17 protein-coding genes and 1 pseudogene are annotated in these 26066 nt (G+C 47.9%); 12 read left to right on the forward strand and 6 right to left on the reverse strand.

Annotated elements, in window-relative coordinates; genetic code table 11:
* The first annotated feature begins 7 nt into the window (after window positions 1-7).
* The 11 genes and pseudogenes from EYA81_RS13945 to EYA81_RS14000 all read left to right on the forward strand — a co-directional run bounded on the left by EYA81_RS13945 (window position 8) and on the right by EYA81_RS14000 (window position 14121).
* On the forward strand, window positions 8-1582 hold the full coding sequence (locus EYA81_RS13945) for a peptide chain release factor 3 (protein ID WP_057252868.1): 1575 nt from the start codon (window positions 8-10) through the stop codon (window positions 1580-1582).
* A gap of 221 nt (window positions 1583-1803) precedes the next feature.
* On the forward strand, window positions 1804-2784 hold the full coding sequence (locus EYA81_RS13950; RefSeq protein ID WP_131225928.1) for a hypothetical protein: 981 nt from the start codon (window positions 1804-1806) through the stop codon (window positions 2782-2784).
* A 221-nt stretch (window positions 2785-3005) separates the two neighbouring features.
* Window positions 3006-3317, forward strand: coding sequence for a hypothetical protein (locus EYA81_RS19355; RefSeq protein WP_207389413.1), 312 nt, complete (start codon window positions 3006-3008; stop codon window positions 3315-3317).
* Window positions 3318-3923: 606 nt separating this feature from the next.
* Window positions 3924-4136 (forward strand): annotated as a pseudogene (locus EYA81_RS13960) (type III restriction endonuclease subunit R); the annotation flags it as partial.
* 36 nt (window positions 4137-4172) lie between these two features.
* Window positions 4173-6041: a site-specific DNA-methyltransferase gene (locus EYA81_RS13965; protein WP_131225929.1), complete on the forward strand. Its 1869-nt coding sequence runs from the start codon at window positions 4173-4175 to the stop codon at window positions 6039-6041.
* Window positions 6042-6048: 7 nt separating this feature from the next.
* Window positions 6049-6582, forward strand: a complete 534-nt coding sequence (gene rhuM, locus EYA81_RS13970) for a RhuM family protein (protein WP_131225931.1) — start codon at window positions 6049-6051, stop codon at window positions 6580-6582.
* Entirely contained in the window at window positions 6579-9623 is a 3045-nt protein-coding gene (locus tag EYA81_RS13975; RefSeq protein ID WP_131225933.1) for a type III restriction-modification system endonuclease, read from the forward strand. The genes rhuM and EYA81_RS13975 overlap by 4 nt, the downstream gene beginning before the upstream one ends.
* A 450-nt stretch (window positions 9624-10073) precedes the next feature.
* The gene (locus EYA81_RS13985) at window positions 10074-10556 is read left to right on the forward strand and encodes an HU family DNA-binding protein (protein ID WP_117713536.1); all 483 of its coding nucleotides are present in this window, start codon (window positions 10074-10076) and stop codon (window positions 10554-10556) included.
* A 194-nt stretch (window positions 10557-10750) separates the two neighbouring features.
* The gene (locus EYA81_RS13990; RefSeq protein WP_035449540.1) at window positions 10751-11008 is read left to right on the forward strand and encodes an OadG family protein; all 258 of its coding nucleotides are present in this window, start codon (window positions 10751-10753) and stop codon (window positions 11006-11008) included.
* A 39-nt stretch (window positions 11009-11047) separates the two neighbouring features.
* On the forward strand, window positions 11048-12886 hold the full coding sequence (locus EYA81_RS13995) for a biotin/lipoyl-containing protein (RefSeq protein ID WP_117601165.1): 1839 nt from the start codon (window positions 11048-11050) through the stop codon (window positions 12884-12886).
* Entirely contained in the window at window positions 12886-14121 is a 1236-nt protein-coding gene (locus tag EYA81_RS14000) for a sodium ion-translocating decarboxylase subunit beta (RefSeq protein ID WP_117601166.1), read from the forward strand. The genes EYA81_RS13995 and EYA81_RS14000 overlap by 1 nt, the downstream gene beginning before the upstream one ends.
* Window positions 14122-14211: 90 nt before the next feature.
* Here the strand turns inward: EYA81_RS14000 and EYA81_RS14005 are convergent, their stop codons facing one another.
* The 6 genes from EYA81_RS14005 to EYA81_RS14030 all read right to left on the reverse strand — a co-directional run bounded on the left by EYA81_RS14005 (window position 14212) and on the right by EYA81_RS14030 (window position 24662).
* On the reverse strand, window positions 14212-15486 hold the full coding sequence (locus EYA81_RS14005) for a TolC family protein (protein ID WP_131225935.1): 1275 nt from the start codon (window positions 15484-15486) through the stop codon (window positions 14212-14214).
* 34 nt (window positions 15487-15520) lie between these two features.
* Complete coding sequence (locus EYA81_RS14010) at window positions 15521-18550, reverse strand: efflux RND transporter permease subunit (protein WP_117601168.1); 3030 nt, start codon at window positions 18548-18550, stop codon at window positions 15521-15523.
* 12 nt (window positions 18551-18562) lie between these two features.
* Window positions 18563-19615 (reverse strand): efflux RND transporter periplasmic adaptor subunit, encoded by a 1053-nt coding sequence (locus EYA81_RS14015; RefSeq protein ID WP_117601169.1) that lies wholly within the window; start codon window positions 19613-19615, stop codon window positions 18563-18565.
* A 118-nt stretch (window positions 19616-19733) separates the two neighbouring features.
* The gene (locus tag EYA81_RS14020; RefSeq protein WP_117601170.1) at window positions 19734-22046 is read right to left on the reverse strand and encodes a family 65 glycosyl hydrolase domain-containing protein; all 2313 of its coding nucleotides are present in this window, start codon (window positions 22044-22046) and stop codon (window positions 19734-19736) included.
* 218 nt (window positions 22047-22264) lie between these two features.
* The gene (locus EYA81_RS14025) at window positions 22265-23638 is read right to left on the reverse strand and encodes an MFS transporter (RefSeq protein WP_131225937.1); all 1374 of its coding nucleotides are present in this window, start codon (window positions 23636-23638) and stop codon (window positions 22265-22267) included.
* 19 nt (window positions 23639-23657) lie between these two features.
* Complete coding sequence (locus EYA81_RS14030) at window positions 23658-24662, reverse strand: LacI family DNA-binding transcriptional regulator (RefSeq protein WP_022401549.1); 1005 nt, start codon at window positions 24660-24662, stop codon at window positions 23658-23660.
* 215 nt (window positions 24663-24877) lie between these two features.
* On the opposite strand from EYA81_RS14030, the gene EYA81_RS14035 reads away from it, so the two are divergent.
* Window positions 24878-26053, forward strand: a complete 1176-nt coding sequence (locus EYA81_RS14035; RefSeq protein ID WP_005837727.1) for a glycosyl hydrolase 53 family protein — start codon at window positions 24878-24880, stop codon at window positions 26051-26053.
* Window positions 26054-26066: the final 13 nt, after the last annotated feature.

A 26066-nucleotide genomic window follows, 5' to 3' on the forward strand; every position in this document is an offset into this window, starting at 1 on the left:
TTGATATATGGCCAATAACAACGAAATAGAAAGACGGAGAACGTTTGCGATTATCGCGCATCCGGATGCCGGTAAGACGTCATTGACCGAGAAGCTGTTGCTTTTTGGTGGACAAATCCAGGTGGCGGGTGCCGTAAAGAGCAATAAGATAAAGAAGACGGCAACGTCGGACTGGATGGATATTGAAAAACAGCGTGGTATTTCCGTCACCACTTCTGTAATGGAGTTTGACTACCATGACTACAAGGTCAACATCCTTGATACTCCGGGTCACCAGGACTTTGCTGAAGATACCTACCGCACGCTGACGGCTGTGGACAGTGTTATCATCGTGGTGGACGGTGCGAAAGGTGTGGAAACGCAGACACGCAAGCTGATGGAGGTCTGCCGTATGCGTAATACGCCGGTGATTATCTTCATCAACAAGATGGACCGTGAAGCCAAAGACCCGTTCGACCTGCTGGACGAACTGGAGGAGGAACTGCACATCCACGTGCGTCCCTTGACGTGGCCTATTGAGAGCGGTGTCCGTTTCAAGGGTGTCTACAATATCTACGAGCATAACCTCAACCTCTACCAGCCCAGCAAGCAGGTAGTGACGGAGAAGGTGGAAGTGGACATCCATACCGAGGAGCTGGACAACCAGATTGGCGCCCAGCTGGCCGATAAGCTGCGTGGCGAACTGGAACTGATAGACGGTGTTTATCCCGAATTCGATAAGGAGGAATATCTGAAGGGTGAGCTGGCTCCTGTGTTCTTCGGTTCGGCACTGAATAATTTCGGTGTGCAGGAACTGCTGGATTGCTTTGTGGAGATTGCTCCCAGTCCCCGTTCCGTGAAGGCGGAAGAACGTGAGGTGGAGCCGGAAGAACCTAAATTTACCGGATTCATCTTCAAGATAACCGCCAATATCGACCCGAATCACCGTTCATGTATCGCTTTCTGCAAAATCTGCTCCGGGAAGTTTGTACGCAATGCCCCGTACTTGCATGTACGTCATGGCAAGACGATGCGTTTCTCGTCGCCTACGCAGTTCATGGCGCAGCGCAAGACAACTGTCGATGAGGCTTGGGCGGGAGACATTATCGGTTTGCCGGATAACGGTACGTTTAAGATTGGCGATACGCTGACCGAAGGCGAGGCGCTTCACTTCAAGGGGCTTCCGAGTTTCTCTCCGGAGATGTTCAAGTACATTGAGAATGCCGACCCGATGAAGCAGAAACAGCTTGCCAAGGGTATCGACCAGTTGATGGACGAAGGTGTGGCGCAGTTGTTCGTCAACCAGTTCAACGGGCGTAAGATTATCGGTACGGTGGGGCAGTTGCAGTTCGAGGTCATCCAGTATCGTCTGGAGAACGAATACAGTGCGAAGTGCCGTTGGGAGCCGCTCAGTCTGTATAAAGCCTGCTGGATTGAGAGCGATGATGCGGCTGAACTGGAAGCCTTCAAGAAGCGCAAATACCAGTACATGGCGAAAGACCGCGAGGGTAGGGATGTGTTCCTGGCGGACAGCGGATATGTGTTGCAGATGGCGCAGATGGACTTCAAGCATATCAAGTTCCACTTTACGAGCGAGTTCTAAGCTATACGATTTTTGCTGACTCACGGCTATAAATGATGCAAGTCGAAGAAAAAGAGGAGGTACAAAGTAATGAAAAACTTTGTACCTCTTTATTTATTGTGGGAAGAAAGTGTTACCTTTGTTTCTGCAACGATTAATATGCATTGATTATGAAAACTGTTGAAGTAAGCTCGTTCCTTACCGATTTTACACCTTACTTATTATAAACACAAAATTTCAAGATGAAACATACCTTCCTTTTTCTCCTGCTGATTCTCCTTCTGGGGCTGACAGCCTGTTCGAAACCTGCCGATAGAACTTTGATGAACTACGAACAGTCCCTTTCTCATGCTGACTCGTTGGTGCAATGCGGTGCTGTCGACAGTGCCCGGGCCGTCCGCCTGATTTCCGGCTTGCACCGTGAATACAATCAGATAAAGGAGCTTTCCGATGGCAGGCATGTGCGGCTGAAGTCGGTCAGTGGTTACGAACGTTTTTTCTGGGGAGTGTTTTCTGTGATTATGTTCAGCATTTCCGGTGCTATGCTGTTCAGCCTTGTCCGGTTCAAGAAAGAGCGCCACCACCGCAACTACCTTATCACCTTGAGCGAAAACGAACAGCGCTTGCGCAACAATGAACGCGAGCGCGAGGAACTGGAAGAATGCCTGAAGGAGATGTCGCTGACCGACGAAGAGCGCGAAGAAGTGCATAGCTCGCTGACGAACCTCATGGAACATGGCAGCCGTCTGGATAAGGAAAACGAGTCACTCCGCGCCCGTCTCAAGGAGTATGAAGACAACCCCGTGCCCCGCGAACTGGAACTGTTGAGGAAAGAGGGCGAGCGTGTCCGGATGCTCGACGGGCAGGTGCAGGCGCTTGCTTCTGCCGTGATAGACGCAGACGAAGTGGTGAAGCAGTTGCGCATCCAGCCCAAATTCCTTGCGGACAGCCAGTGGAACTACTTGCAGAAGCTTACTGACAGAGTATACAAGGGTGCTTCCAAACGCCTTGTCTTGCGCTTTCCCCAGCTTACGCCTGCCGACAGCCAGCTCTGTATGCTTATCCGCCTGCACTTCAGCAATGCACAGATTGCCACGCTCATTGCCGTGTCTCCCGCTTCCGTGTCCCAGCAGAAGTTCCGCCTGAAGAAACGGATGATGCAGGCAGATGGTGGACTGTTTGCTGATGGAGAGACGCTGGATACAGTAGTGTGCCATGTCTGAAATTTCGGATTGCAAGACAACAGTGACAAGGGTATGAAACTATTAGGTGGCATTAAGATAAATTGGGCCCGTAATTTCTTTACGGAAATCCTTTTCCGTATCTTCAAGTGGGATTTGTCAAGTCCGGCTAATTATGAGTTCATAAAAACGCTATCAAAGACGGTATCATAAAAAATGGTATTGTATATGGACCGAACGAATCGGGTAAAACAAACTTCAGTTTGGCCTTATTCGATATTGAGAACCATTTGTCGCCCCAATGGAAGAAGATAGATTATTGTGTGAATTTTATTTATGCCGGAAAGAAAGAGGGAGTAGTCGGGTTCGAATATACATTTAGGTTTGAGAACGGGATAGTTGTCTATGTCTATTCTAAAAATGCCGGTGGTATATTAGTGTCCGACTCGCTTCGGGTGGACGATAATTGGGTTTTTGAACGGAAGAATGGTTCTTTTTGCATAGACAAGCAACAGTTTCCTATGGAAGAAACCATAGAGAATAACCTCGGAAGTAATGCTGATATTTTTATATGATTATTTTAGGAATATAGCCAATTTGTGTTGATTTATTAGGACAAAAAGTCGGTGATTTCCTCTGTTCTCAATTCTGTTTTGCTACTAATATAACCTCGGTCTTATACTGAACCCTATTCAGTCTTATACTGAATGCCATTCAGTCGTATATTGAATCCTATTTAGTCGTATACTGAATTACCCCACTTCAGAAGGTGTTCTGGGAGGGGATGGACTGTGACGGTTTGATGGCTTGAAACGGATGTTTTTGGGATTTGAAATGTTGTTACAAAATGAAATAAGAAACTGATTGGTGACTTAAAAAATATTGTTATTCCTTGTTATTTCAATAGTTCGCTCTCTATCGGACTGCTGTGTTGAATTGATTACGGATGAGAGCATAGAATCAAATTGCTCCATAATTAAAAATATCCCTCCAAAAGAAGTGAGTTTACCGGATTTTATGCTTATTTTTGTCATGCTTGTTGAAGATTTCTTGTGCTTTTTTGCAACACTAATTTAAGTGAATCTTCTGACATGGCAAAGTACTGGGCAATATTTTATTACTCAGTACTTTAAATAATTGTTTTGTAAAGTGCCGCAGAACTAAGGTCTAATAAAACGAGGATGGAACATTCCAAATTAATAAACAATATAAACGAGCGTGTAGTGGATGACATCAAAGGACGGTTATCCAAAGGTACTTTTGTGTCTATTGCTGCGGCTTCATTCTCCATCTATGCCTACGAAGCATTGAAAGAAGAATTGGAGCAAGTGGAACAATTGCGTTTCATTTTCACATCTCCTACTTTCATCAAGGACAAATCAAAGAAAGAGAAACTTAAAACATTAGAAAATAATTAAGAAACAAGATATATGACTGACATATTAAAACATTTGGATTTGAACTCTGCAGACGGAACGCAACTCAATCTTGATGCGCTCTATCAGATAGCACCTTCGGCATTTACCGAAGTACGTGATGACAAGACTGGTGAAATCTCCCGAAAGGTAAACTTCGAGGTGCTTCGCCGGTTGCTTGGCGACCATGTCACAGACGGCGATGGCGAGATGTATCAGTTTACATGGGTAGGTAAGAATGCCGCTCGTGCGGAGGCTGCCAAACCAACCGATAAGACATTACGCCCGGTGGTGGAAGATTCCGTGGATTGGGACAATACGAAGAATATCTATATCGAAGGTGATAACCTGGAAGTGCTCAAACTCTTACAACGCTCATATATGGGTAAGGTGAAGATGATTTATATCGACCCACCCTATAATACTGGCAATGACTTTGTGTATCATGACGACTTTGCTCTCACTGCTGCCGAAGAGGATTTCAAAGCCGGCAATGTGGACGAGTTGGGCTATCGCTTCAGGAAGAATTCCGATACGAATGGTAAGTTTCATTCGGATTGGTGCAGTATGATTTATAGTCGTCTGCTGGTGGCTCGTTCTCTGCTCACGGAGGATGGAGTTATCTTTATTTCGATAGGTGATGATGAGAATGCAAATCTCATCAAAATATGTGATGAAGTCTTTGGCGAGCATAATTTCATTGCTGATATTTGCCATAAGCATAGAGCCTCTGTTTCTAATGATAGAATCATATCTGAGAATCACAATCACATTGCGTTTTATGCCAAAGAAATAAATGAGGTGTTTGCTCAACAAAAGAATATAGGAGAAGACCCTGTATTAGACGGATTTGATCGAGAAGACGATAAGGGAAAATATAAATTGGCACCTGTAGATGGTCCTGGTGGAGCAAAGAAAGGTAATCCTTTTTACGAATTTATGGGCGTTGAAGGATATTGGAGATATTCAAAAGAGACCATGCAGAAACTGTATGATAATGGACTGCTTATTGTCACAGAGAACAATCTCCAGAAGAAGTATTACGAAGATCAGGCTCGACAATCAAGAAAAAAAGTTACGACTTGGTGGGATACAGATTTCTTAACTTCTTCCGCAACTTCATATCTTCAGAAATTAATGGGCTGCAAAGCATTCGACAATCCCAAAAGTATAAATCTCTTGATAAGGATGCTCAAGATGATGACTCATTTTGATAAAGATGCACTTATCCTCGATTTCTTCTCAGGCTCTGCCACCACTGCTCATGCTGTAATGCAACTCAACGCCGAAGACGGAGGTAACAGAAGATATATCTGCGTTCAGCTTCCCGAAGAAACGCCAGAAGATAGCGAAGCACGTAAGGCAGGCTACGCCACTATCCCTGAGATAGCCAAAGAACGCATCCGTCGTTCCGGTGCAAAAATAAAAGCAGATTCCTCGCTTACTACCCAAAACCTCGACACCGGTTTCCGTGTCTACCGCCTTGACGAAAGCAACTACGAGAAAGTATCACTTTCACCCAAGGAATACAAGCAAGACCAGCTTGACCTCTTTGCCTATAATATCAAGCGCGATCGTACTGACCTCGACCTACTCTATGGTTCGATGTTGGCATGGGGTGTTCGCTTGGACTTGCCCTTGCAGACAGAAACCATGGACGGTTGTACCATCTACACTGTCAACGAAGGCGAACTTGTGGCTTGCTTTTCCGAGGGCATTACCGATAAGGTAGTAACTGCGATGGCCGACAAGAGTCCCTTGCGTGTACTTTTCCGTGATGCCTGCTTCAAGGAAGATGCTCAGAAAATCAATATTTATGAGCAGTTCAAGCAATCCTTGGATTGGTCGGATAATGATGCGTTTAATAATATCAGAGTAATTTGACGTGTCCATGGAAGAGAACAACAAAATACTAATTTATACAGACAATGACGGTCTGACAAAGATAGATGTGAAATTTGAGGAAGATACTTTATGGCTTACTCAAACGCAGATGTGCGAGCTGTATCAGACGAGTAAATCGAATGTAAGTGAGCATATTAAGCACATTTTCGAAGAAGGCGAACTACAAGAGGACTCAGTTGTTCGGAAATGCCGAACAACTGCCACAGATGGTAAGTCATACATGACAACCTTCTATAATCTTGATATGATTATCGCTTTACTTGATTTCGCAGAAAGCCAAGCCGAGAAAGAGCAACCCATGACCATGAACGATTGGGCAAACTATCTGGATCGCATACTCACCTCAACTGGAGAACAACTCCTACTGGATGGAGGCCTAGTATCCCATCAAGAAGCGATGGATCATGCCGCTACTGAGTATCGTAAATATAAACAACGCACACTCAGCGATGTGGAGCAAGACTATTTGAACGCTATCAAGGCGATTAGTGACAAAAGTAAGAAAGGAGGCAAAAAGTGAAAATAAGATATAAACATCAACGCTTTCAAGCGGAAGCCGCCAAATGCGTGAGCGATGTGTTTCAGGGGCAACCCAAACACGATGGCAGCCGCACCTTCTTGAACAAGTTTGGTGCGCTCAACTTCGACGGTTTCGGCAATTTTCCCCTTGTACTTGACAATGAAAGCATTTGCGAGAATGTGCGTGGCATACAGATGGCAGAAGGATTGAATCCCGTGGAGCATCTGGAGGGAGACGGACGTACCTTTACCATCGAGATGGAAACAGGTACGGGTAAGACCTATACCTACATCAAGACCATGTATGAGCTGAACGCCCGTTATGGCTGGTCGAAATTTGTGATTGTAGTGCCCAGTATTGCCATCCGCGAAGGCGTGTTCAAGAGTTTTGAAAGTATGGCAGAGCACTTTGCTGGAGAATATGGTAAGCGCATGCAATACTTCATCTACAACTCGAAGCAGCTCGCTAAGATTGATGCCTTTGCTTCGGATAACGGCATTCATGCAATGATTATCAATACGCAGGCTTTCAATGCTTCGCTTAACGAGGATAAAAACAAGGAAGGTCGCGCAGGTGATTCCGCAGCCCGTATCATCTTCTCACGCCGTGATGAGTTCGGTTCGCGAAAGCCTATTGACATCTTGGCAAAAACGAATCCCATCCTAATTATTGACGAGCCGCAAAGCGTGTTGGGTACGGACAAAGGCAATGCCACACGAAAAGGTATCAAACTGTTTAATCCGCTCTTTACCTTACTTTATAGTGCCACGCACCGTGAAATATTCAACCAAGTATATCGCCTCGATGCCATCGACGCTTACAACAAGAAGCTGGTGAAAAAAATAGAGGTACGCAGTGTGCATCAAGTGGGTTCTACAGCTACCAATAGCTATGTCTATCTGGATGAAATCGTCATTAGCAAAGGCAATCCACAAGCTCGATTGGGCTTCGATGTCAAGACTGCCAATGGCACACGCCAGACCATTCGCTTGGTCGGCGAAGGGTTCGATCTTAAAGAGCAAAGCGGTGGTTTGCAGGAGTATGCCAATAACTTTAAAGTGGAATGTATAGACGGATTGACCAATACCGTGCATTTTCTCAACGGACTGACGCTTCATCCCGGTGAGGTGGTGGGCAGTGTGAATGAGGATATTCTCCGTCGCCACCAGATACGTGAAACCATCAAGACTCATTTGGAACGTGAACGCCAACTTTTTGCTCGCGGCATCAAGGTGCTTTCGCTCTTCTTTATCGATCATGTGGATAGTTACCGCATCTACGGTAAGGACACGGCAGAGAAGGGGAAATTTGCACGGATGTTTGAAGAGGAATACCAACGTGCCTTGCAAGAGCTTATGTCTACCTTTAAGGATACCGCCTACACTCGCTTCCTTTCCAATCCGAAGAATGCGCCCGAAAACATTCACGATGGTTACTTCTCTATCGATAAAAAAGGGAAGAACGTGGAATCGAAGAATAAGGAAGGCGAAAACGAAGAACGTGGTTTCGACCTTATCATGAAGGATAAGGAGCGCTTACTTAGCCAAAGTTGCCCCATTCGCTTCATCTTCTCTCACTCGGCCTTGAAGGAAGGTTGGGACAATCCTAATGTGTTCCAGATTTGTACGTTGAAAGACACCTCCAACGAAATCAAGAAACGTCAGGAGGTGGGTCGTGGTATGCGCCTATGCGTCAACGATAAGGGCGAACGTCAAGATGCCGACGTATTGGGTGACCATGTGTTCGACACCAATATCCTGACCGTTATTGCCAGCGAGAGCTATGACGACTTTGCCAAGAAGCTGCAAACCGATATGGCAGAAGCCTGTGCCAGCCGTCCGGTAGTGGTGACAGCCACACTGTTTGCCGACCAACTGGCACAGACACAAGATGGACACAGCATAAAGATTACGACCGAACAAGCCGTGGAAATCCACGAAGAACTGATAGTCCAAGGTTACATCAAGAAGGGCAAGCTCACGCAAAAGTACTTTGACGAAAAGAAAGCCGATTCGCTCCAGTTTGGTGAGGTGGAAAATCTACATTCGTTTATCATCAAACAGTTGGATAAAGTGTTCAATCCCGATGCCTTCAAACCAGCCAATGGACGTAATAAAACGGAGGCTCACTTAGTTAAAGACAACTTCAACAAAAAAGAGTGGCAAGAGTTGTGGCGGCGCATTAATACACGTACCTACTATAACGTGAGTTTTGAAACGCCAAAACTCATCAAGAGTGCCATTGATGCACTCGACAAGCACCTGAATGTGACAGAAATCCGTATTGTAGTGGAGAGTGGCGGCATGGAAAGCATCCGTGACCGCGAAGAATTGGAAGCCGGAGCAGCCATGAGTGCCGCTACAGTGAAAACCATTCGGGTAACGGAAGTTATTGGAGCAGAAGTAACTTACGACTTGGTAGGTGAACTCGTGCAATCCACCGGTCTAACTCGCCGCACCATTGTAGAAATGCTGAAAGGCGTTAATCCTGCGACTTTCCATCAGTTCAAGCTGAATCCAGAAGAGTTCATCATCAAAGCCGGTCGCATCATCAACGATTGTAAGGCTATCTCGCTCATCCAACACATTCAGTATGAGAAATGTGCTGGAACTTTTGGTACTGGCATCTTTGAGGAAGCTACGCTGCGTGGTACACTTGGCAAGAATGCTATCGAAAGTACCAAGTCGCTTTACGATCTTGTAGTGGTAGATAGTGAAGGTATCGAAAAGAGTTTTGCCGAGTCGCTGGAAGCTGAGGATGATGTGGTGGTATATAGCAAACTGCCCGGTGGATTCTACATCAACACTCCGATGGGCAAATATAATCCCGACTGGGCTGTAGCTTTTCGAGAAGATTCCGTGAAGCACGTCTATTTCGTGGCAGAAACCAAAGGCAACGACATCGAAGTATCACAACTTCGCCGTGCCGAGGATGCCAAGATAGAGTGCGCCCGTCGCCATTTTGCAGCTATCAGCACTGGCGATGTGGCGTATAGTGTGGTGAAAACCTACCAGGATTTGTATAATGCAGTAACAAAGTAAAATCAGCCAAACACGTAGAGAGGCACATTCTCTCTATGTGTGCATTCTTTCTTTTCACTGGCATAAACTCTAAATGATGTCATATTGCAAAGAATAGCTTATAGTAACTATCTTGTAGAGACCGGAAGATATAGGTGCCTTCATTATCAGAAGTTTGCGTGTATAGCTTGTAGAGATTATCACCTTATTCTTCTTATTTCAGCTTTATTTCCCCTTCTTCTTGTAGAGATGTTGTTTTTGTAATTGTTTGTATTTTAGTGATTTATGTAAATTGGTTGTAGATGCCATTTTCTTGTTTTCCCTTGTTTCCCACCCTAACTTTGCAACATCGAATTTGAGAAAAGCAGACGGCTGAATCGTTGAGGCCTCACGATGAAAACTTCTGCTTCTCGGGTGAGACAAGAGAAACCGGATATACATTATTAATTAATCATTTAAAACATTACGATTATGGCATTTTTTAAAAGAGTTCAGAAAAAAGTAAACGATTTGTGGTATCCTCAATCAGTAACCTGGGGCAAGGCGGTTACTACCCGTGAAGTGGCAGACGAGCTGTCTGTTCTTTCTACCGTGACCCGTGGTGACACGTATGCGGTGATGGAGAACTTGGGACGTGTATTGAGCAATTTCATGGGGCAGGGACGTACTGTGAAGATAAACGGTGTAGGCACCTTCTACTATACTGCCACCTCTACTAAAAGAGGAGTGCCGACGGCTGCGGAGGTAAGCGCTTCGCTGATTAACGGAGTACGTGTCCGTTTTTTGCCCGAAGTGGAGCGTAATAGTGGCCGTCAGGTGATTACCCGCAGCATGGTGAATACGAAGATTGTTTGGGAAGAGTGGGGCAAGCTTCCTTCTTCTGACAGTGGCAATCAAGGTGGCAGCAACCAGGGCGGCAACGACGGCGATCAGGGAGAGAACCCGCTGGGCTGATTTTTCCCATCCCGCCAATTGCCTCTTTTCTTGACATAAATGGGGTATTATACACTTCCCGTACCACCTCTCCGGTAGTGCGGGAAGTGACGTTTTAGCATCTTTTATTATTTTTTACCACCTTTCTTTAACGGATAATCGCTAATTTCGAACGATTTTTTTTAAATCCTACGGAATAACTAATAATTTATAATATGGAAAACTTGAACATAGCACTTCTGCTAATGGTGGTAGGTATGGCAACAGTCTTTGCTATCCTGCTGATTGTTATCTACTTAGGAAAATGTCTCATTGCACTTGTGAACAAATATGCACCCGAAGAAGTGGTACCGGCCAAAGCTGCAGCAAATGGTCCTGCACCTGTCCCCGGTAATATTCTGGCAGCTATCAGTGCAGCCGTAACAGTAGTGACACAAGGTAAGGGTAAAGTTGCTAAGGTAGAAAAAATCTGAAATAATAATCTTATATAAAAACACACCGAATAATTTAGTATGAAAAAGGAAATTAAGTTCAGCTTGGTATTCAGGGACATGTGGCAGAGTGCCGGAAAATATGTACCCCGTGTTGACCAGCTGGTGAAAGTAGCTCCCGCTATCATTGAGATGGGTTGTTTTGCGCGCGTGGAAACCAATGGCGGAGGTTTTGAACAAGTAAATCTGCTGTTTGGGGAGAATCCGAATAAAGCCGTGCGCGAATGGACGAAGCCGTTCCACGAAGCCGGTATCCAGACTCACATGTTGGACCGTGCCTTGAATGGCCTCCGCATGAGTCCCGTGCCCGCCGATGTACGCAAGCTGTTCTATAAGGTGAAGAAAGCGCAAGGTACGGACATCACGCGTACTTTTTGCGGTCTGAACGATACTCGCAATATCATTCCTTCCATTGGTTATGCACACGATGCCGGAATGATTTCCCAATGTTCGCTCTGCATCACCCATTCACCTATCCATACCGTAGAATACTACACGAACATGGCTTTGAAGCTTATCAAGGCTGGTGCCGATGAAATTTGCATCAAGGATATGGCAGGCATCGGACGTCCGGTTTCCCTGGGTAAGATTGTGGCCAATATCAAGGCGGCACATCCCGATATTCCTATCCAGTACCATAGTCATGCGGGGCCCGGCTTCAATATGGCAAGCATTCTTGAAGTGTGCGAGGCAGGTTGCGACTATATTGATGTAGGTATGGAACCGCTTTCATGGGGTACAGGACATGCAGACCTGCTCAGCGTGCAGGCTATGCTGAAAGATGCAGGCTTCCAGGTGCCCGAAATCAACATGGAGGCATATATGAAGGTACGTGCCCTCATCCAGGAATTTATGGATGATTTCCTTGGCTTGTACATCAGCCCGCGTAACCGTTTGATGAACTCCCTGCTGATTGGTCCTGGACTTCCGGGCGGCATGATGGGCAGTTTGATGGCAGACCTGGAGTCCAATTTGGAATCCATTAACAAATATAAGGCAAAACGCAACCTGCCCTTCATGAAGCAGGATGAATTGCTCATCAAGTTGTTCAACGAAGTGGCATACGTCTGGCCGCGTGTAGGTTATCCGCCATTGGTGACTCCGTTTAGCCAGTATGTCAAGAATCTCTCCATGATGAACGTCATTGCTATGGAGAAGGGCAAGGAACGTTGGGGCATGATTGCCGATGATATTTGGGATATGCTGCTGGGCAAAGCCGGTAAGTTGCCGGGTGAATTGGCTCCTGAGCTTATTGAGAAAGCAGAGCGCGAAGGACGTAAATTCTTCACCGGCAATCCGCAAGACAACTATCCCGATGCTTTGGACAAGTACCGCAAGCTGATGAAGGAAAACAAATGGGAATTGGGCGAGGACGACGAAGAGCTTTTCGAATACGCCATGCACCCGGCTCAATACGAGGCTTACAAGAGTGGCAAGGCCAAGCAGGACTTCCTGGAGGATGTGGAGAAACGCCGTGCTGAACGTGACAAATCTCCGCTGGACGATGCCAAACCCAAGACGCTCACCGTGCAGGTGGACGGTCAGGCCTACCGCGTAACGGTGGCTTATGGTGACATTGACCTGCCCGCTTCGGCTACCGAGAAGGTGACTGCTCCTCCCGTAGGCGAAGGTCAGGATATTCCGGCTCCGCTCGAAGGCAAGTTCTTCTTGACGAAGAATGCACAAGAAACCCCGTTGAAAGTGGGTGACAAGGTGAAGAGTGGCGATCTTCTCTGCTATATCGAAGCTATGAAGACATACAATGCCATCCGTGCAGACTTTGATGGAACGGTTGTTGCCATCTGTGTCAATCCGGGTGACTCTGTTTCTGAAGATGATGTATTAATGAAGATAGGATAATGGAAGATATATTTGCAAAACTCTATGATATGACGGCCTTCAGCAATATCATTGCTGATCCGTCGTTCCTCGTGATGTATGCCATCGCTTTTATCCTGCTTTATTTGGGCATCAAGAAGCACTATGAACCATTGTTGCTGGTACCCATCGCTTTCGGTGTACTCATCGCCAATTTTCCTGGCGGCGAGATGGGTGTGATTCAGGCGGATGAAAACGGAATGGTCATGGTAGGCGGGGTGATGAAGAATATCTGGGAGATGCCGTTGCACGAAATAGCGCACGACCTTGGACTGATGAACTTCATCTATTATATGCTGATTAAGACCGGATTCCTGCCACCTGTCATCTTTATGGGGGTGGGTGCGCTGACGGACTTCGGTCCGATGCTCCGTAACTTGCGTCTCTCCATATTCGGTGCGGCTGCGCAGTTAGGTATTTTCACCGTACTGCTTTGTGCTGTGATGATAGGGTTCACTCCGCAGGAAGCGGGTGCGTTGGGCATTATCGGTGGTGCCGATGGCCCTACGGCTATCTTTACTACCATCAAGCTGGCTCCCCATCTGTTGGGACCGATTGCCATTGCTGCTTATTCTTATATGGCGCTGGTACCGGTCATCATTCCGATGGTGGTGAAGTTGTTCTGTACCAAGAAGGAATTGATGATTAACATGAAGGAGCAGGAGAAGCTGTATCCTTCGAAAATCGAGATTAAGAATCTGCGTGTATTGAAGATTATCTTCCCGATTGCAGTGACTACGATTGTTGCTTTATTTGTGCCTACGGCAGTACCTTTGATTGGTATGTTGATGTTCGGTAATTTGATTAAGGAAATCGGTTCTGATACAAGCCGCTTGTTCGACGCTGCTGCTAATAGTATCATGAATGCAGCTACCATCTTTTTAGGATTGAGCGTTGGCGCCACGATGACTAGTGAGGCATTCCTGAATTGGACAACCATCGGTATTGTGATTGGCGGTTTCCTGGCATTTGCATTGTCCATTACGGGAGGTATTTTCTTTGTGAAGCTGTTCAACCTATTCAGCAAGAAGAAGATCAATCCACTGATTGGTGCTACCGGCCTGAGTGCCGTGCCCATGGCAAGCCGCGTCTGCAATGAGATTGCAACGAAATATGACCCGAAAAACCATGTGCTGAATTACTGTATGTCCAGTAATATCTCCGGTGTAATCGGGTCGGCTGTTGCGGCTGGTGTATTGATTTCATTCTTGGGATAAACCTGGTCAGTAGGGGAAAGATAAAGAAACTCCGGCATGGCTTTACAAAGCCATGCCGGAGTTTCTTTATCTTTTTCGTTGAGGGGCATTTCATTCGCTGACCACTTTCCAATATTCAGCTACCGCCATCTTTTCCGCGAGATACGCATCAATCAGGTTGGTGTGTGCTTGTGTCCATGAGAGTTGTGCGGACAGTACATCTACCATGCTGGCTTTTCCTTCATTATAAGAGAAGGTGACAAGGTCTAGATTCTCTTCGGCAAGTGTCATATTCTCCCGGGCCGTCTTGACTTGCTGTTCAGTTTCCGTTAGCTTTGTGGTGGCTGCGGAGAGCTCTTCCAGAATATTGTCCGTTACATAGCTTTGTTGCAGCTTCTGTATGCCGATATAGGCTTTCTGTTGGCGGTTTGTCTTGAAGCGGGCTCCCCAACGGAAGATGGGGATGCTGACGTTGATCCCTGCGACGGGAGTATGAGGTACATTCTGCCCCATATAGGCGATTCCCGTATCCCAACCGGTAGCGAGAAACATGCTGACTTGTGGATTGTAGCGGCTGAGGGCGGCATGCCGTTGCGCTTCACTGCGGGCGATGTTCACGGAGGTACTGGCATATTCTGCCCGGCGGGGCAGCACATCATCCAGGCCCAAAGGGATGATGGGGGCAGTCGGTATATCTATTTCGGCTATGCTGTCTATGGGAGCGTCCGGTTCCGAGCCCATAAGGATATTCAGTTTTTGCAGGGCAAGGGTATGGTTTTGGCGTGCCTTGATGTACTGTAATTCGGCCTCCTTACGCCGGGTGGAAATCATCAGCAAGTCTGTGCGGCTGATGGCGCCGTCATCGAAGCGGTCTTGGATGATGTCGTACTGCTGTTGTACAATATCCTGAAAGGTAGCCGCGGCTTTCAGACCGGCACGGGCGGCAGAGGCATTCCAATAGACGGCGTCACTTTGATAGTGTATCTGGTCGAGGGTCAGTTCTGTGGTTAGTTGCTCCAGTGCCTCTTCGGTTTGCGCCACTTTCTTTTGGGCTATTAGGGAACCTCCGGTATAAAGCGGCTGCGTCAAGGTGGCAAGTGCCTGATAGGTATAAGGGCGGTAGTCTCCTTTCGGACTGTTCCATTGGTCCAGATGATTGAGATTGGCGGTACCCTCGGCGATGATGTCAATCTGGGGCAGGAAACCGGTGGAGGCAATCTTGCGTGCCTCGGTACTGGCGAATGTTTTCAGATGCTGTTGTTTTAGAATCTGGCTGTATGCTTCTACCTTGTCGCGGTATTCTTCGCGGCTCAGATATGCTTGTTGTGCCCCGGCATTCAGTCCGGAGCACAGTAATGATAGAATAAGTATCTTTGTTTTCATCATTCAATTGGTAAACTGTAAATTGTTGAATGTTCTCTCACTTGATTTTATGAATGGCGCAATAAGCCACCGGCAGCACGAATAATGTCAATGCCGAGGCTACCAGCAAACCACCCATAATGGTTGCCGCCATGCCGCCGAACATGGCGTCGAACAATAACGGCAACATTCCCAGGATAGTGGTACCCGATGCCATAGCCACCGGGACAATACGGGTGGTCGTTGCACTGATAACGGCTTCACGCGGTGCTTTCCCGGCAGCGGTTTCCGTATCAATCTGGTCCACCAGCACGATGGCATTCTTGATATTCATTCCAATCAGCCCCAGCAAGCCGAGGATGGAGAAAAAGTCGAATGATTTTCCCAATACCACCAGTCCCAGTACAATACCTATAAAGATAAGCGGCAGCATCAGCAGGATAACAATCGGTTTCCGGTAGCTGCGGAACAGAAACAGCAAGGTGACGAACATAAGGAAGAATGTCAGCGGCAGATTAGCTGCCAGTGCGGCATTGCTTTCTGCCTGGCTTTCCTGCTCTCCGAAGTATTTCATGGTGTAACCTTCGGGCACTTCAATCTCCTTCTGCACTTGCTTCCATATACGGTTGAAGGCGGCAATGGCATTCACACCGCGGCGTGGGTCGGCCTGCGCCATCATCACCATCTGCCGGTTGTAGTCTTTCACATTGGAGAACTTGTACTGGAAGTCGAACCGGCTGACGACTTGTTCCAGAGTGGTTGTTTCGCGTGCAGTGCCGAATACGGGGAGTGTACGCAAGTCGTTAATACGGAAAGAGTCGATGGTTTTATCCTTCAACAGAATGGGGAGTACTTGGTCTCCTTCCCTGTATTCTCCAAGTGTCATGCCGTTCGTACCGATCTGGATACTCTGTGCCATGCTTTGACGGGAGATACCCAACGGTTGTGCACGTTCCTGACTGTAAATGGGATGCCATACCGGTATCTTATTGCCCCAGGAGTTGCGCACGTTGATAAGTTCGTCGTTACGGTGCATGATGTCCAGAATCTTGTTGGTCAGCATGACCAGCGTATCCGTGTTATTGCCGATGAACCCGATTTCAATGGCGGCATCTACGGCAGGGGAGAGCTTGAACAACATGGTACGGGTGATGGCATTGGGATAGTTGGCCTTCATGTAGGCATCAAGGTTCTTTTCCTGTTCCTTGGTATATTTGCTGTCCGTTACTTCCACCAGGATATTGGCGAAGTTAGGTTTGGGGCCGACGGAAGTGGAGGCCAGATAGTAACGCAACGGTGTGCTGCCGAATGTGACGGATACCCGTTTCACTTCCGGCTGCTGCATCAGATGGGCTTCCACCTTTTTCATTTCGGTTTCTACTTCGCGGATGCTGTACCCGTCCGGATAGAATACATCTGCCCGAAAGTAGGGTTTGTCCAGAGAAGGGAAGAAGTTCTGGGGCATCAGTCCCATGACGAAAAGGGAGAGGATGAACAGTGCTGTAATGCTGCCAAGGGTCAACGCCTTCTTGCGTATCAGTGTGCCGAGGATGGAGGCGAATTTATGGTAGAAAGGCTTGTCGTATGGGTCTTTACCACCATCTTTTGCCTTTGCTTTCAGTATGAAGTTGCCGAATGTAGTGGTTTGTGTCAACGCCAGCACCCAACTTAATCCCAGGGAAATGGCCAGCACTACGAATAGCGGTTTCACGATTTCGGCTACGGAAGAGGGAGCCAGATACAGTGGCAGGAACGAACAGATGGCAATGAACGTTGCTCCCAGTAATCCCCATTGGGGACTGGTGGCACCGTCTATCAGCGCTTTCCGGCGGTCGATGCCGCGGGCAATGGCAATCTGGGCATTATCTGTCACCACGATGGCATTGTCCACCAGCATTCCCATGGCTATGATAAATCCGGCGAGGGAGGTCCGGTTCAGACCTACGCCAAGAAACGACATAATGAGCAGTGTGCCTCCGATAGAGAATATAAGGGAAGAGCCAATCAGTACTCCTGCACGCATGCCCATCACCAGCATGATGATTACAATCACAATCAGGATGGATTCTATCAGATTGATGATGAACCCGTTGTTGGCTTCTTGGGCAATCACGTTTTCGGGATACAGACTTTCCAGTTCCAGCCCCACGGGGATGAGGGGCATGAGTTCGGCAAGCCTCCGGTCTACCAGTTCACCGGTTTTTACCACATCCTTTGTAGGGTCTGTGGAGATGCCGATACCGATGGCGCGCTTTCCGTTGACGTGCATGATATTGCCGGGAGGTTCCATGTATCCCTTTTCAATGATGGCGATGTCGCCTAGCTTGACTTGTCCGCCGGAGGTAGTGATAACCTGGTTGCGGATATCATCGACAGTCGTGTAGGTACCGTTGGCCACGATGCGTAACTGTTGTTCTCCAGCACTGATTTCACCCGTATTGATAATCTGGTTCTGCGATTGCAGCAGGCTGGCCAGCTGCTTGGGGGCGATACCCATTCCTGCCAGCTTGTTTACGGAGATGAATATATGGATGACCTCTGTCTGTGTACCGAAAAGGGCTACCTTCATCACACCGTCTGCCGTGATGACTTGTGTCTTGATTCGTTCCGCCCAGTTTCTCATTTCTTCATAAGAGAAACCGTCGTCACCCACCAGGCCGTAATAGATGCCGAAAACGTCTCCAAAATCATCCGAGACGGTCGGCACAGAAGAGCCTGCGGGCAGTTGGGGCTGTATGTTGAGCACTTTGCGCCGCAGTTCGTCCCACTTCTGCGGAATGGATGCGGCAGAGAGTGACGGTTGCAGTTCGAAGGTTATCTTGGAGAGTCCGTACATAGACTCTGACTTTATCTTGTAGACGCCGCTCATCGACTGTATTTCTCGGGAGATGGGTTCGGTGACGAGTCGTTCCACTTCTGCCGGCTCCGCTCCCGGGTAGCGTGTCATGATGACTGCCGACTTGATGACGAAAGGTGCGTCTTCCTTCTTTCCTAACCTGCCGAATGACAGTATGCCACCGATAAGCAGCACAGCCAGAAAGAAGTAGACTATCTTCGTGTTGTCTAATGAATATTTGGCTAGATTCATGTTGTTTAATTATCAATTATCAATTTTTACCTTTTCTCCTTCTGTCAGCTGGTATACTCCGGCCGTCACAACGGTTTCTTCCGGTTCCAGCCCTTTAGAGATAAGCAGGTTTGCCTCTCCCGTTGGAGAATAAACGGTCACTTCGCGGCGGCTGACTTTATTACCTTCCACCACCCATACATACGTTTTCTGGTTTTCACTGTTACCGAATACGGCACTTAACGGTACATTCATCAGCTTTTCTTCCAGGAAGGGAGTGACATCCGATGCCAGCTTTATTTTGCATGTGAATCCCGGTTTTACGTCATAACGTGCACGGTCAAAGTGCGGGTCGTCAATTGTTATTGTCACCGGAATACCCGTCCCTGCTGTGGAGATGTCAAGATACTCTTCCAGTCTGGCATCGAAAGCCTCTGCGGGGTAGCTGTCGAACACCACCTTGAACTTTACGTCCTTGGCACGGAGCAGATAGAGATAATCATCCGGTACGGTGAACTTGACTCGTAGTTTCTGTGTATTTACCAGTAGTACAACCCCTTCTCCCGCATTGACACGCTGATAGTTCTCTACCAGCCGTTTTTCGATGGAACCGTCGAAAGGGGCTGTCAGCCGCGTATCCCGTATATTGTTGCCGGACAACTCGTAGGCGGATTTTGCTTTCTGATAGTTGGCTACGCTGATTTCGTATTCCTGCACGGAGATAGCCTGGCGGCTAAGTAGCCGTTTGTTACGTTCCACTTGTGCGGCAGCTGTTTCGTAGGCAGCTTTGTCGGCTGCATATTGCAGGGAGATGTCGCGTGGGTCGATGGCGGCAATCAGTTGCCCCTTCTTTACCCGCTGTCCCTCTACAACCGGGAGGTTGATGATTTGTCCGCTGACGCGGAAGGCAAGTCTCACATATTCCACGGCTTCCACCATTCCGGAGAAGTCTTTGCGGATAACCGACTGTGAACTGACTTGTGCAGTCTTCACCGGTCGGATAAGGGTATTGCTACCCTTTTGTTTTTGCCCGCACGACGTGATGAGCAACGTCGTGACCAGGGCGAAAAGAAACATTTTTTTCATTGGTAAACAAGTATATAGTTATTCGTTCAGGTATATATAAAAACATAAAACCGGGAAAACAACCAAATGTTCTCCCGGTTATAGGATAAATGATGATTTAATGTGCCAATATGGTTAATTACATGAGCACATTAATTTTTAATTCCGTCCCCCGTTCCAGCGTATATGGGTGTCCGTAGACTTGTATGTCCACTTTGCTGCCTGCTGTAAGCGAGATTTCGATTTCTTTTCCTACCCGTATGTGAAGTGTGTTTTTCAGATAATTCACCTTGAATGAATAGCTGTCCCATTTTTGCGGTATGACGGGGGAGAAACACAATGTCTCCTTCAGCACCTGCATACCTGCAAATCCGCGTACAATGGCCAGCCAGCTGCCGGGCATACTGGTTATGTGCAGACCTTGGTCCGCTTCGTTGTTGTAGTCGTCCAGGTCAAGCCGCGTGGCATGCAGGAAAAGCTGGTAAGCTTTTTCCACTTTGCCGATGCGTGCAGCCAGGATGGAATGGATGTGGGGAGAAAGGGAGGATTCGTGTACGGTCATCGGCTCATAGAACTCGAAATTGCGGCGGACGGTTTCCGTGTCGAAATAGAAATAATAAAGGTAAAGTCCGAGCAACACGTCGCTTTGCTTGATGTAGCAAGAGCGCAGAATGCGGTCCCATGACCAATGTTGGTTGATGGGGCGTTCTTCGGCAGGAATGTTATCTGTACTTTCCAGTACTTTATCCATATAGCCGTCATTCTGGATAAAAATTCCCCGTTCCTTGTCTTCCGGCAGATACATGTGTTCGATGATGTCTCTCCACCGGGCGCTTTCCTTTACTTGGTCGAGATTGGTGATGCGGCGTATGCGGGCATATTCGTCCGGATATTGCTGTGCTATCATTTCCAGAAAACGGAGGGTCATCTTGAGGCATTGTATGCAGGAATAGTTGGTGTACCAGTTGTTGTCCACATTGTTTTCGTATTCATCCGGGCCGGTAACTCCCAGTATGACATATTTCTGTTTGGGTTGGGAGAAGGATACCCGTTGGCTCCAGAAGCGGCTGACGGCAATCATAACTTCCAGGCCATATTGGGCGATATAGTCCATATTACCCGTCAGTACTGCATGCTGAACGATGGCATAAACAATGATATTGTTGCGATGGATTTCCTCGAAGGTTATTTCCCATTCGCTGTGGCATTCCTCTCCGTTGTTGGTTACCTGCGGAAACAACGCTGCACCGTCCTTGAAACCCAGTTTGCGGGCGTTTTCTATGGCCTTGGGAAGCTGGTTGTGCCGGTATGCCAGCAAGTTCTTTGCAATCTCTTTGGGAGTGGAGAGCAGAAAAAACGGTACACAACACAATTCCGTGTTCCAATAGGTATTGCCGCCATATTTTTCTCCGGTGAATCCTTTGGGGCCGATGTTCAGGCGCGGGTCATCTCCCCGGTAAGTCTGATACAGCTGGAATATGTTGTACCGGATACCTTGCTGTGCTTCCGGGTCCCCTTCGATGACGACATCCGTTTCGTCCCAGATTTCCTGCCAGGCCCTTCGATGCTCTTCTACCAGCGTATTCCAGCCTATGTTCTTGGCTTCGCGTGCCTCGGTCATGGAGTGCTCCACCAATTCACTCCGTTCGTGGTAAAGAGAAGAAGCGATGGCGGTGTATTTGATGAGTGTCACGTTGTCTCCGGGTTTTACGTCGGCACCTACGCTGAAACCGGTCTGCTTTTCCTTTTCTATCCGTATGGGATTGGCAGTGGTTTCCTTGTTGTTTTTGAAGAATTGGTAAGTCATGGCGTAGCACACTTGTGCATCTTCCCGGCGGGTCTGTGTCCAGAGGTAGGCACAGTCGCTGGTAGAACCGGAACGCAGGATGTTCCATATTTTCAGGTTCGGCAGGTCGGCATCGTCCACGATATTCCCGTCAAGGATGGGCACGAGTGAGATTCTACCGGTATAGTTGATGGAGGACACACTGTACTTGATGAGACAGAGGTTGGGTCTTGCCATATCCGTGATGTGCTCTATATGGATGCGGAGCTGGTTTCCCCGGGGAGAGGTCACCTCCATGTCCCGGTAGGAGATACCCTCTTTCATGTCGAGGCGGCGGTTGAAGCTGTCGACATCCCAGCCTGCCAAATCGAGTTCCTCATCGATGAGGCGCAGGTTGATACGGCTCCAGTCGGCAGCCTTGGGTATGCGGGTGTAATATGGGGGAAATCCGTTCTTCCACCATCCTACGCGGGTTTTGTCCAGGAAAGTGATGCCGGCCACAAATGAACCACGGTAACTGTCACTGCTGTAAGGCTCCTCAAAATACCCCCGTTGCCCGAAACGTCCGTTTCCGAGACTGAATATACTTTCCGACATCCGTTGACGGTCGGGGTGGAATTGGTCTTCGATGATATTCCATTCATCGGTCTTGAGGTATTTCTTCATGACGACGTGTTTTCTGTAGTTATCGCCGTAAAGTTAAGCAATATGCGGAAATAAAGAAGAAAAGTAAGGACAAAAATAAAGAAAGGCAAGGAAAGACATCAAAAAGACACCGGGAAAGTATCGTTCCTTGGTACCGAACGATGCTTTCCCCGGTGTCAGGTGGAATGTTGCCCGGTGTCGGTCAATATTTCCATCTCAGAGTACTTCGGGGGTGATTCTTAGTTTGCTTTCTCTCCTTTGGTCTCTTTGATTAAATATACACAGAAAGCACCGATTATCAGCATGACTCCTGCTAACACAAGCATATTGATTTCAGGAGGCAGTCCTCCTTTGGGAGTAAACAAGGCAAGGATGATGCCGCCCAAGGCTGCCGCTATAATCTGCGGGATACAGATAGTTCCGTTGAAAAGTCCCAGATAAGTACCCATGTGTCCTCCGCTCAGTGCGTTGGTTAGGATGGTGAACGGCAGTGCCAGCATGGCAGCCCATGCGCACCCTATCAGCAAGAAGGAAATGAAGAGCATATAAGGGTCGTGTATGAAGTAGGTGGAAATGAAACCTATACCTCCCAGAACAAGGCTGAGTGAGTAGACGCGGCGGCGGTCCTTGAACATCGGTATGCAGATGGCCCAAAGCACAGAGCCGATGGCTTGCACGGCAAACAGTACGCCTACCCAGTCGGCGGCATTCTGATATTGCAGGCTCTTGGTGTCGAGTACTATTTTGGTCACACCATCTACCAGGTGCTCTACTGTAGGAGCGTCGAAAGCATTGGCAGCGATGCTGCCGTTGGTATAAGTCCACATGAACATAAAGGCAAACCAGCAGAAGAACTGTACCAGTCCGATAGTCCAGAATGCTTTCGGAGCCTTGATGAGCAGCTTCAGCATGTTGGTCTTTTCATGTTCCTCTTCTTCGGTGATGCCGTGATACTCTGCATATTCGGCAGGCGGCATCTCTTTTACTTTGACCGAAGTGTAGATGACGCAGAAGATAAGGATGGCCGCTCCGATGTAGAATGAGTAAATCACCGAGTCGGGGATTACTCCTTGGGGAGCTGTATTGCTGATGCCAATCCATGCAAAGATGAACGGGAAGAGATATCCCACCAGGCTGCCTGCATTGCAGAGAAAACTCTGGATGGAGTAGGCGAGTCCTTTTTGTTTCTCATTCACCATGTCGCCCACCATCATTTTGAAGGGTTGCATGGCCATATTGATGGAGGTGTCGAGGAACATCAGCGATACCAGTCCGAAAATCATGGCTGTACTTACTGCCATGCCGAAGCTTCCGGCATTGGGTAGCAGGCACATGACGAGTACGGCCACCAACGAACCTATAAACAGATAAGGGATGCGCCGCCCGAAGCGTGTCCAGGTCTTGTCACTGGCGGCTCCCACGATGGGTTGTACAATGATACCTGCCAACGGCGGTAATATCCAGAAATAACTCAAATTATGCGGGTCTGCACCCAAAGTGGAAAAGATACGGCTGATGTTTGCACTCTGCAAAGCATATGCAATCTGTACGCCGAAAAAACCAAAGCTGATGTTCCACAGCTTCCAGAAACTTAAATCGGGTTTTACTTTCATGATGGTTTAATATGTTTTATTATTTCGTAGTTCCTCTTATCACCAGATTGGTACGTACTATCTTGTTGTTGCTTTTCTCTTCTCCCTCCAGCTTTCCGGTCAGAATGCTGAAAGCGCTTTTACCTACTTCCTCGCCATGCTGCTCCACGGTAGTCAGCTTCGGGTCGGTGCTTTGGGCAATGGCTCCGTCGGTGAATCCGCAGATGGATACTTCATCGGGAACTTTTACGCCGACCAGTTTGCAGGCATACAGTATGCCCGAAGCTGTCTCGTCGTTGATGGCAAAGAAACCGTCAGGGCGGTTTTCGCTTTCCAGCAGGTCGGGAGTGATGGAGATGGCGCGTTCACGGGTGTCGCACAACAGAATCATGCTGTCGTCCACCGGAATTTTATACTTCTTCATGGCATCCAGGTAGCCGTTCCGGCGATTCTTGGTAATCTCTAGGTGGGGAGCCGCACCATAGAAAAGGATACGCTTGCATCCGGTCTGTATCATGTATTCCACGGCTGCAAAGGAGCCGGCATAGTCGTCCACCACCACTCGCTCGGTTTTCAGCCCCGTACATATACGGTCGTAAAAGACAATGGGAATATCGTTGTTCAGCAGCTCCTGGTAATGGTCGTATTGGGAAGTGTCCTTGGCAAGTGAAGCGATGACTCCGCAGACACGGGCGGCAAGGAAAGAATGTACAATTTTCACTTCCTGCTCGTACGATTCGCTGCTCTGCGCCACTATGATATTATATCCGGCATCCGCCGCTGCTTTCTCAATTCCGCTCAATACGCAGGAAAAGAAGTGGTGTACCAGTTGGGGGACAATGACGCCGATGGTATTGCTGCGGCTTGCGCGGAGATTTACGGCAAGTACGTTGGGCTTGTAGTTATGCTCGCGCGCATAGGCATGGACAAGGTCACGTGTTTCCTTGCTGATGTCCGGATTGTCTTTCAGCGCCCTCGACACAGTGGAGGGGGAGACATTCAGCGCCCGGGCAATATCCTTGATGGTAATCTGCGGTTTATTCATGGTATAGTTTTGAGGACAAAGATAAGGTAAACTTCCCTAATCCGATTGCAAAAATAACGTAATAAGGTAAATTGTGCTTATCCGTTGAGGTTTATCGGGTTGTAAGTTTGTGCAAACGATTGCAGATACCCGTATTTTGACAAATTAAGGTGATATATAGTTCTATATTCCCTAAATGCTTATATTTGCAGTACGCAATTAATGATGATAACGCCATGAAACACATGAAGTTTTTGACTTTCTTTTTTTGTATTGCCTTTGCAGTATTTGCATGCAGCAGCAATAATGAGACAGACCCCAATGCTGGTGGACTTCCCGATAAGGAGGAACCTCTGGCTACAGACTTTGCTAAAGGTGCCGACATCAGTTGGGTGACGGAGATGGAACATAAGGGTATGAAATTTTACAATACCTCCGGTGTGGAGACCGATTGTTTCCAGCTGATGAAGGATTTGGGCCTGAATGCGGTTCGACTCAGAGTATGGGTCGACCCCAAAGAACACGATAACTGGTGCAATACGGCCGATTTGGTGACGAAAGCCAAGCGTGCCGCAGAGCTGGGCATGGACGTAATGGTAGACTTCCATTACAGTGACTGGTGGGCCGACCCTGGACAGCAGCATAAGCCTGCTGCATGGAAAGGACTGAACTTGGCCGACTTGAAGAAAGCCGTCGCCGGTCATACTGCCGATGTACTTAATGCGCTGAAAGCGGCAGGAGTTACTCCCAAGTGGGTTCAGGTAGGTAATGAAATCCGTTCGGGGATGCTCTGGGATGAAGATGCTGCATTGAGTGGTGCGTCCTATGATGTGAGGGAATGTGATGTAAAGGGTTCCAACAGCACTTCCGAGGAAGTGAAATACCGTGAGAACTTTGCCAACCTGGCTGCTTTTATCAATGTAGGATACGATGCGGTAAAGTCCGTCTTCGACGATGCCATTGTCATCGTCCATCTGGACAATGGATATGACAACGAATTGTATACCTGGTTCTTTGATGAACTGAGAGCCAATGGCGGTAAGTGGGATATGATAGGCATGTCGCTCTATCCTTACTGGACGATGCTCGAGCACAAGGAATATACAGCTGATAGAACTATCACCGAGTGTATTGCCAATATTAATAGTGTAGCCCGGAAATACAACTGTGACGTGATGGTGGTGGAAACCGGCATGGAGTGTGCCGACGACAAAGGGAATCTGGCAAGTGCTTCCGTGCTGGCAGAAGGGAAACGCCAACTGGCACGTATCCTGAAAGAGTGCAAGGAGAATACCGGCGGACGCTGCAAGGGCGTGTTCTACTGGGAACCGGAATGCAGGCCGAACCAATATCGGCTGGGGGCATTCACTGAAGACGGCCGCCCCACTGTGATAATGGATGCTTTTAAATAATTATATTAACAAA

Source organism: Bacteroides sp. A1C1 (genome assembly GCF_004328515.1).
In the GTDB taxonomy this organism is placed as follows: Bacteria; Bacteroidota; Bacteroidia; order Bacteroidales; family Bacteroidaceae; genus Bacteroides; species Bacteroides uniformis.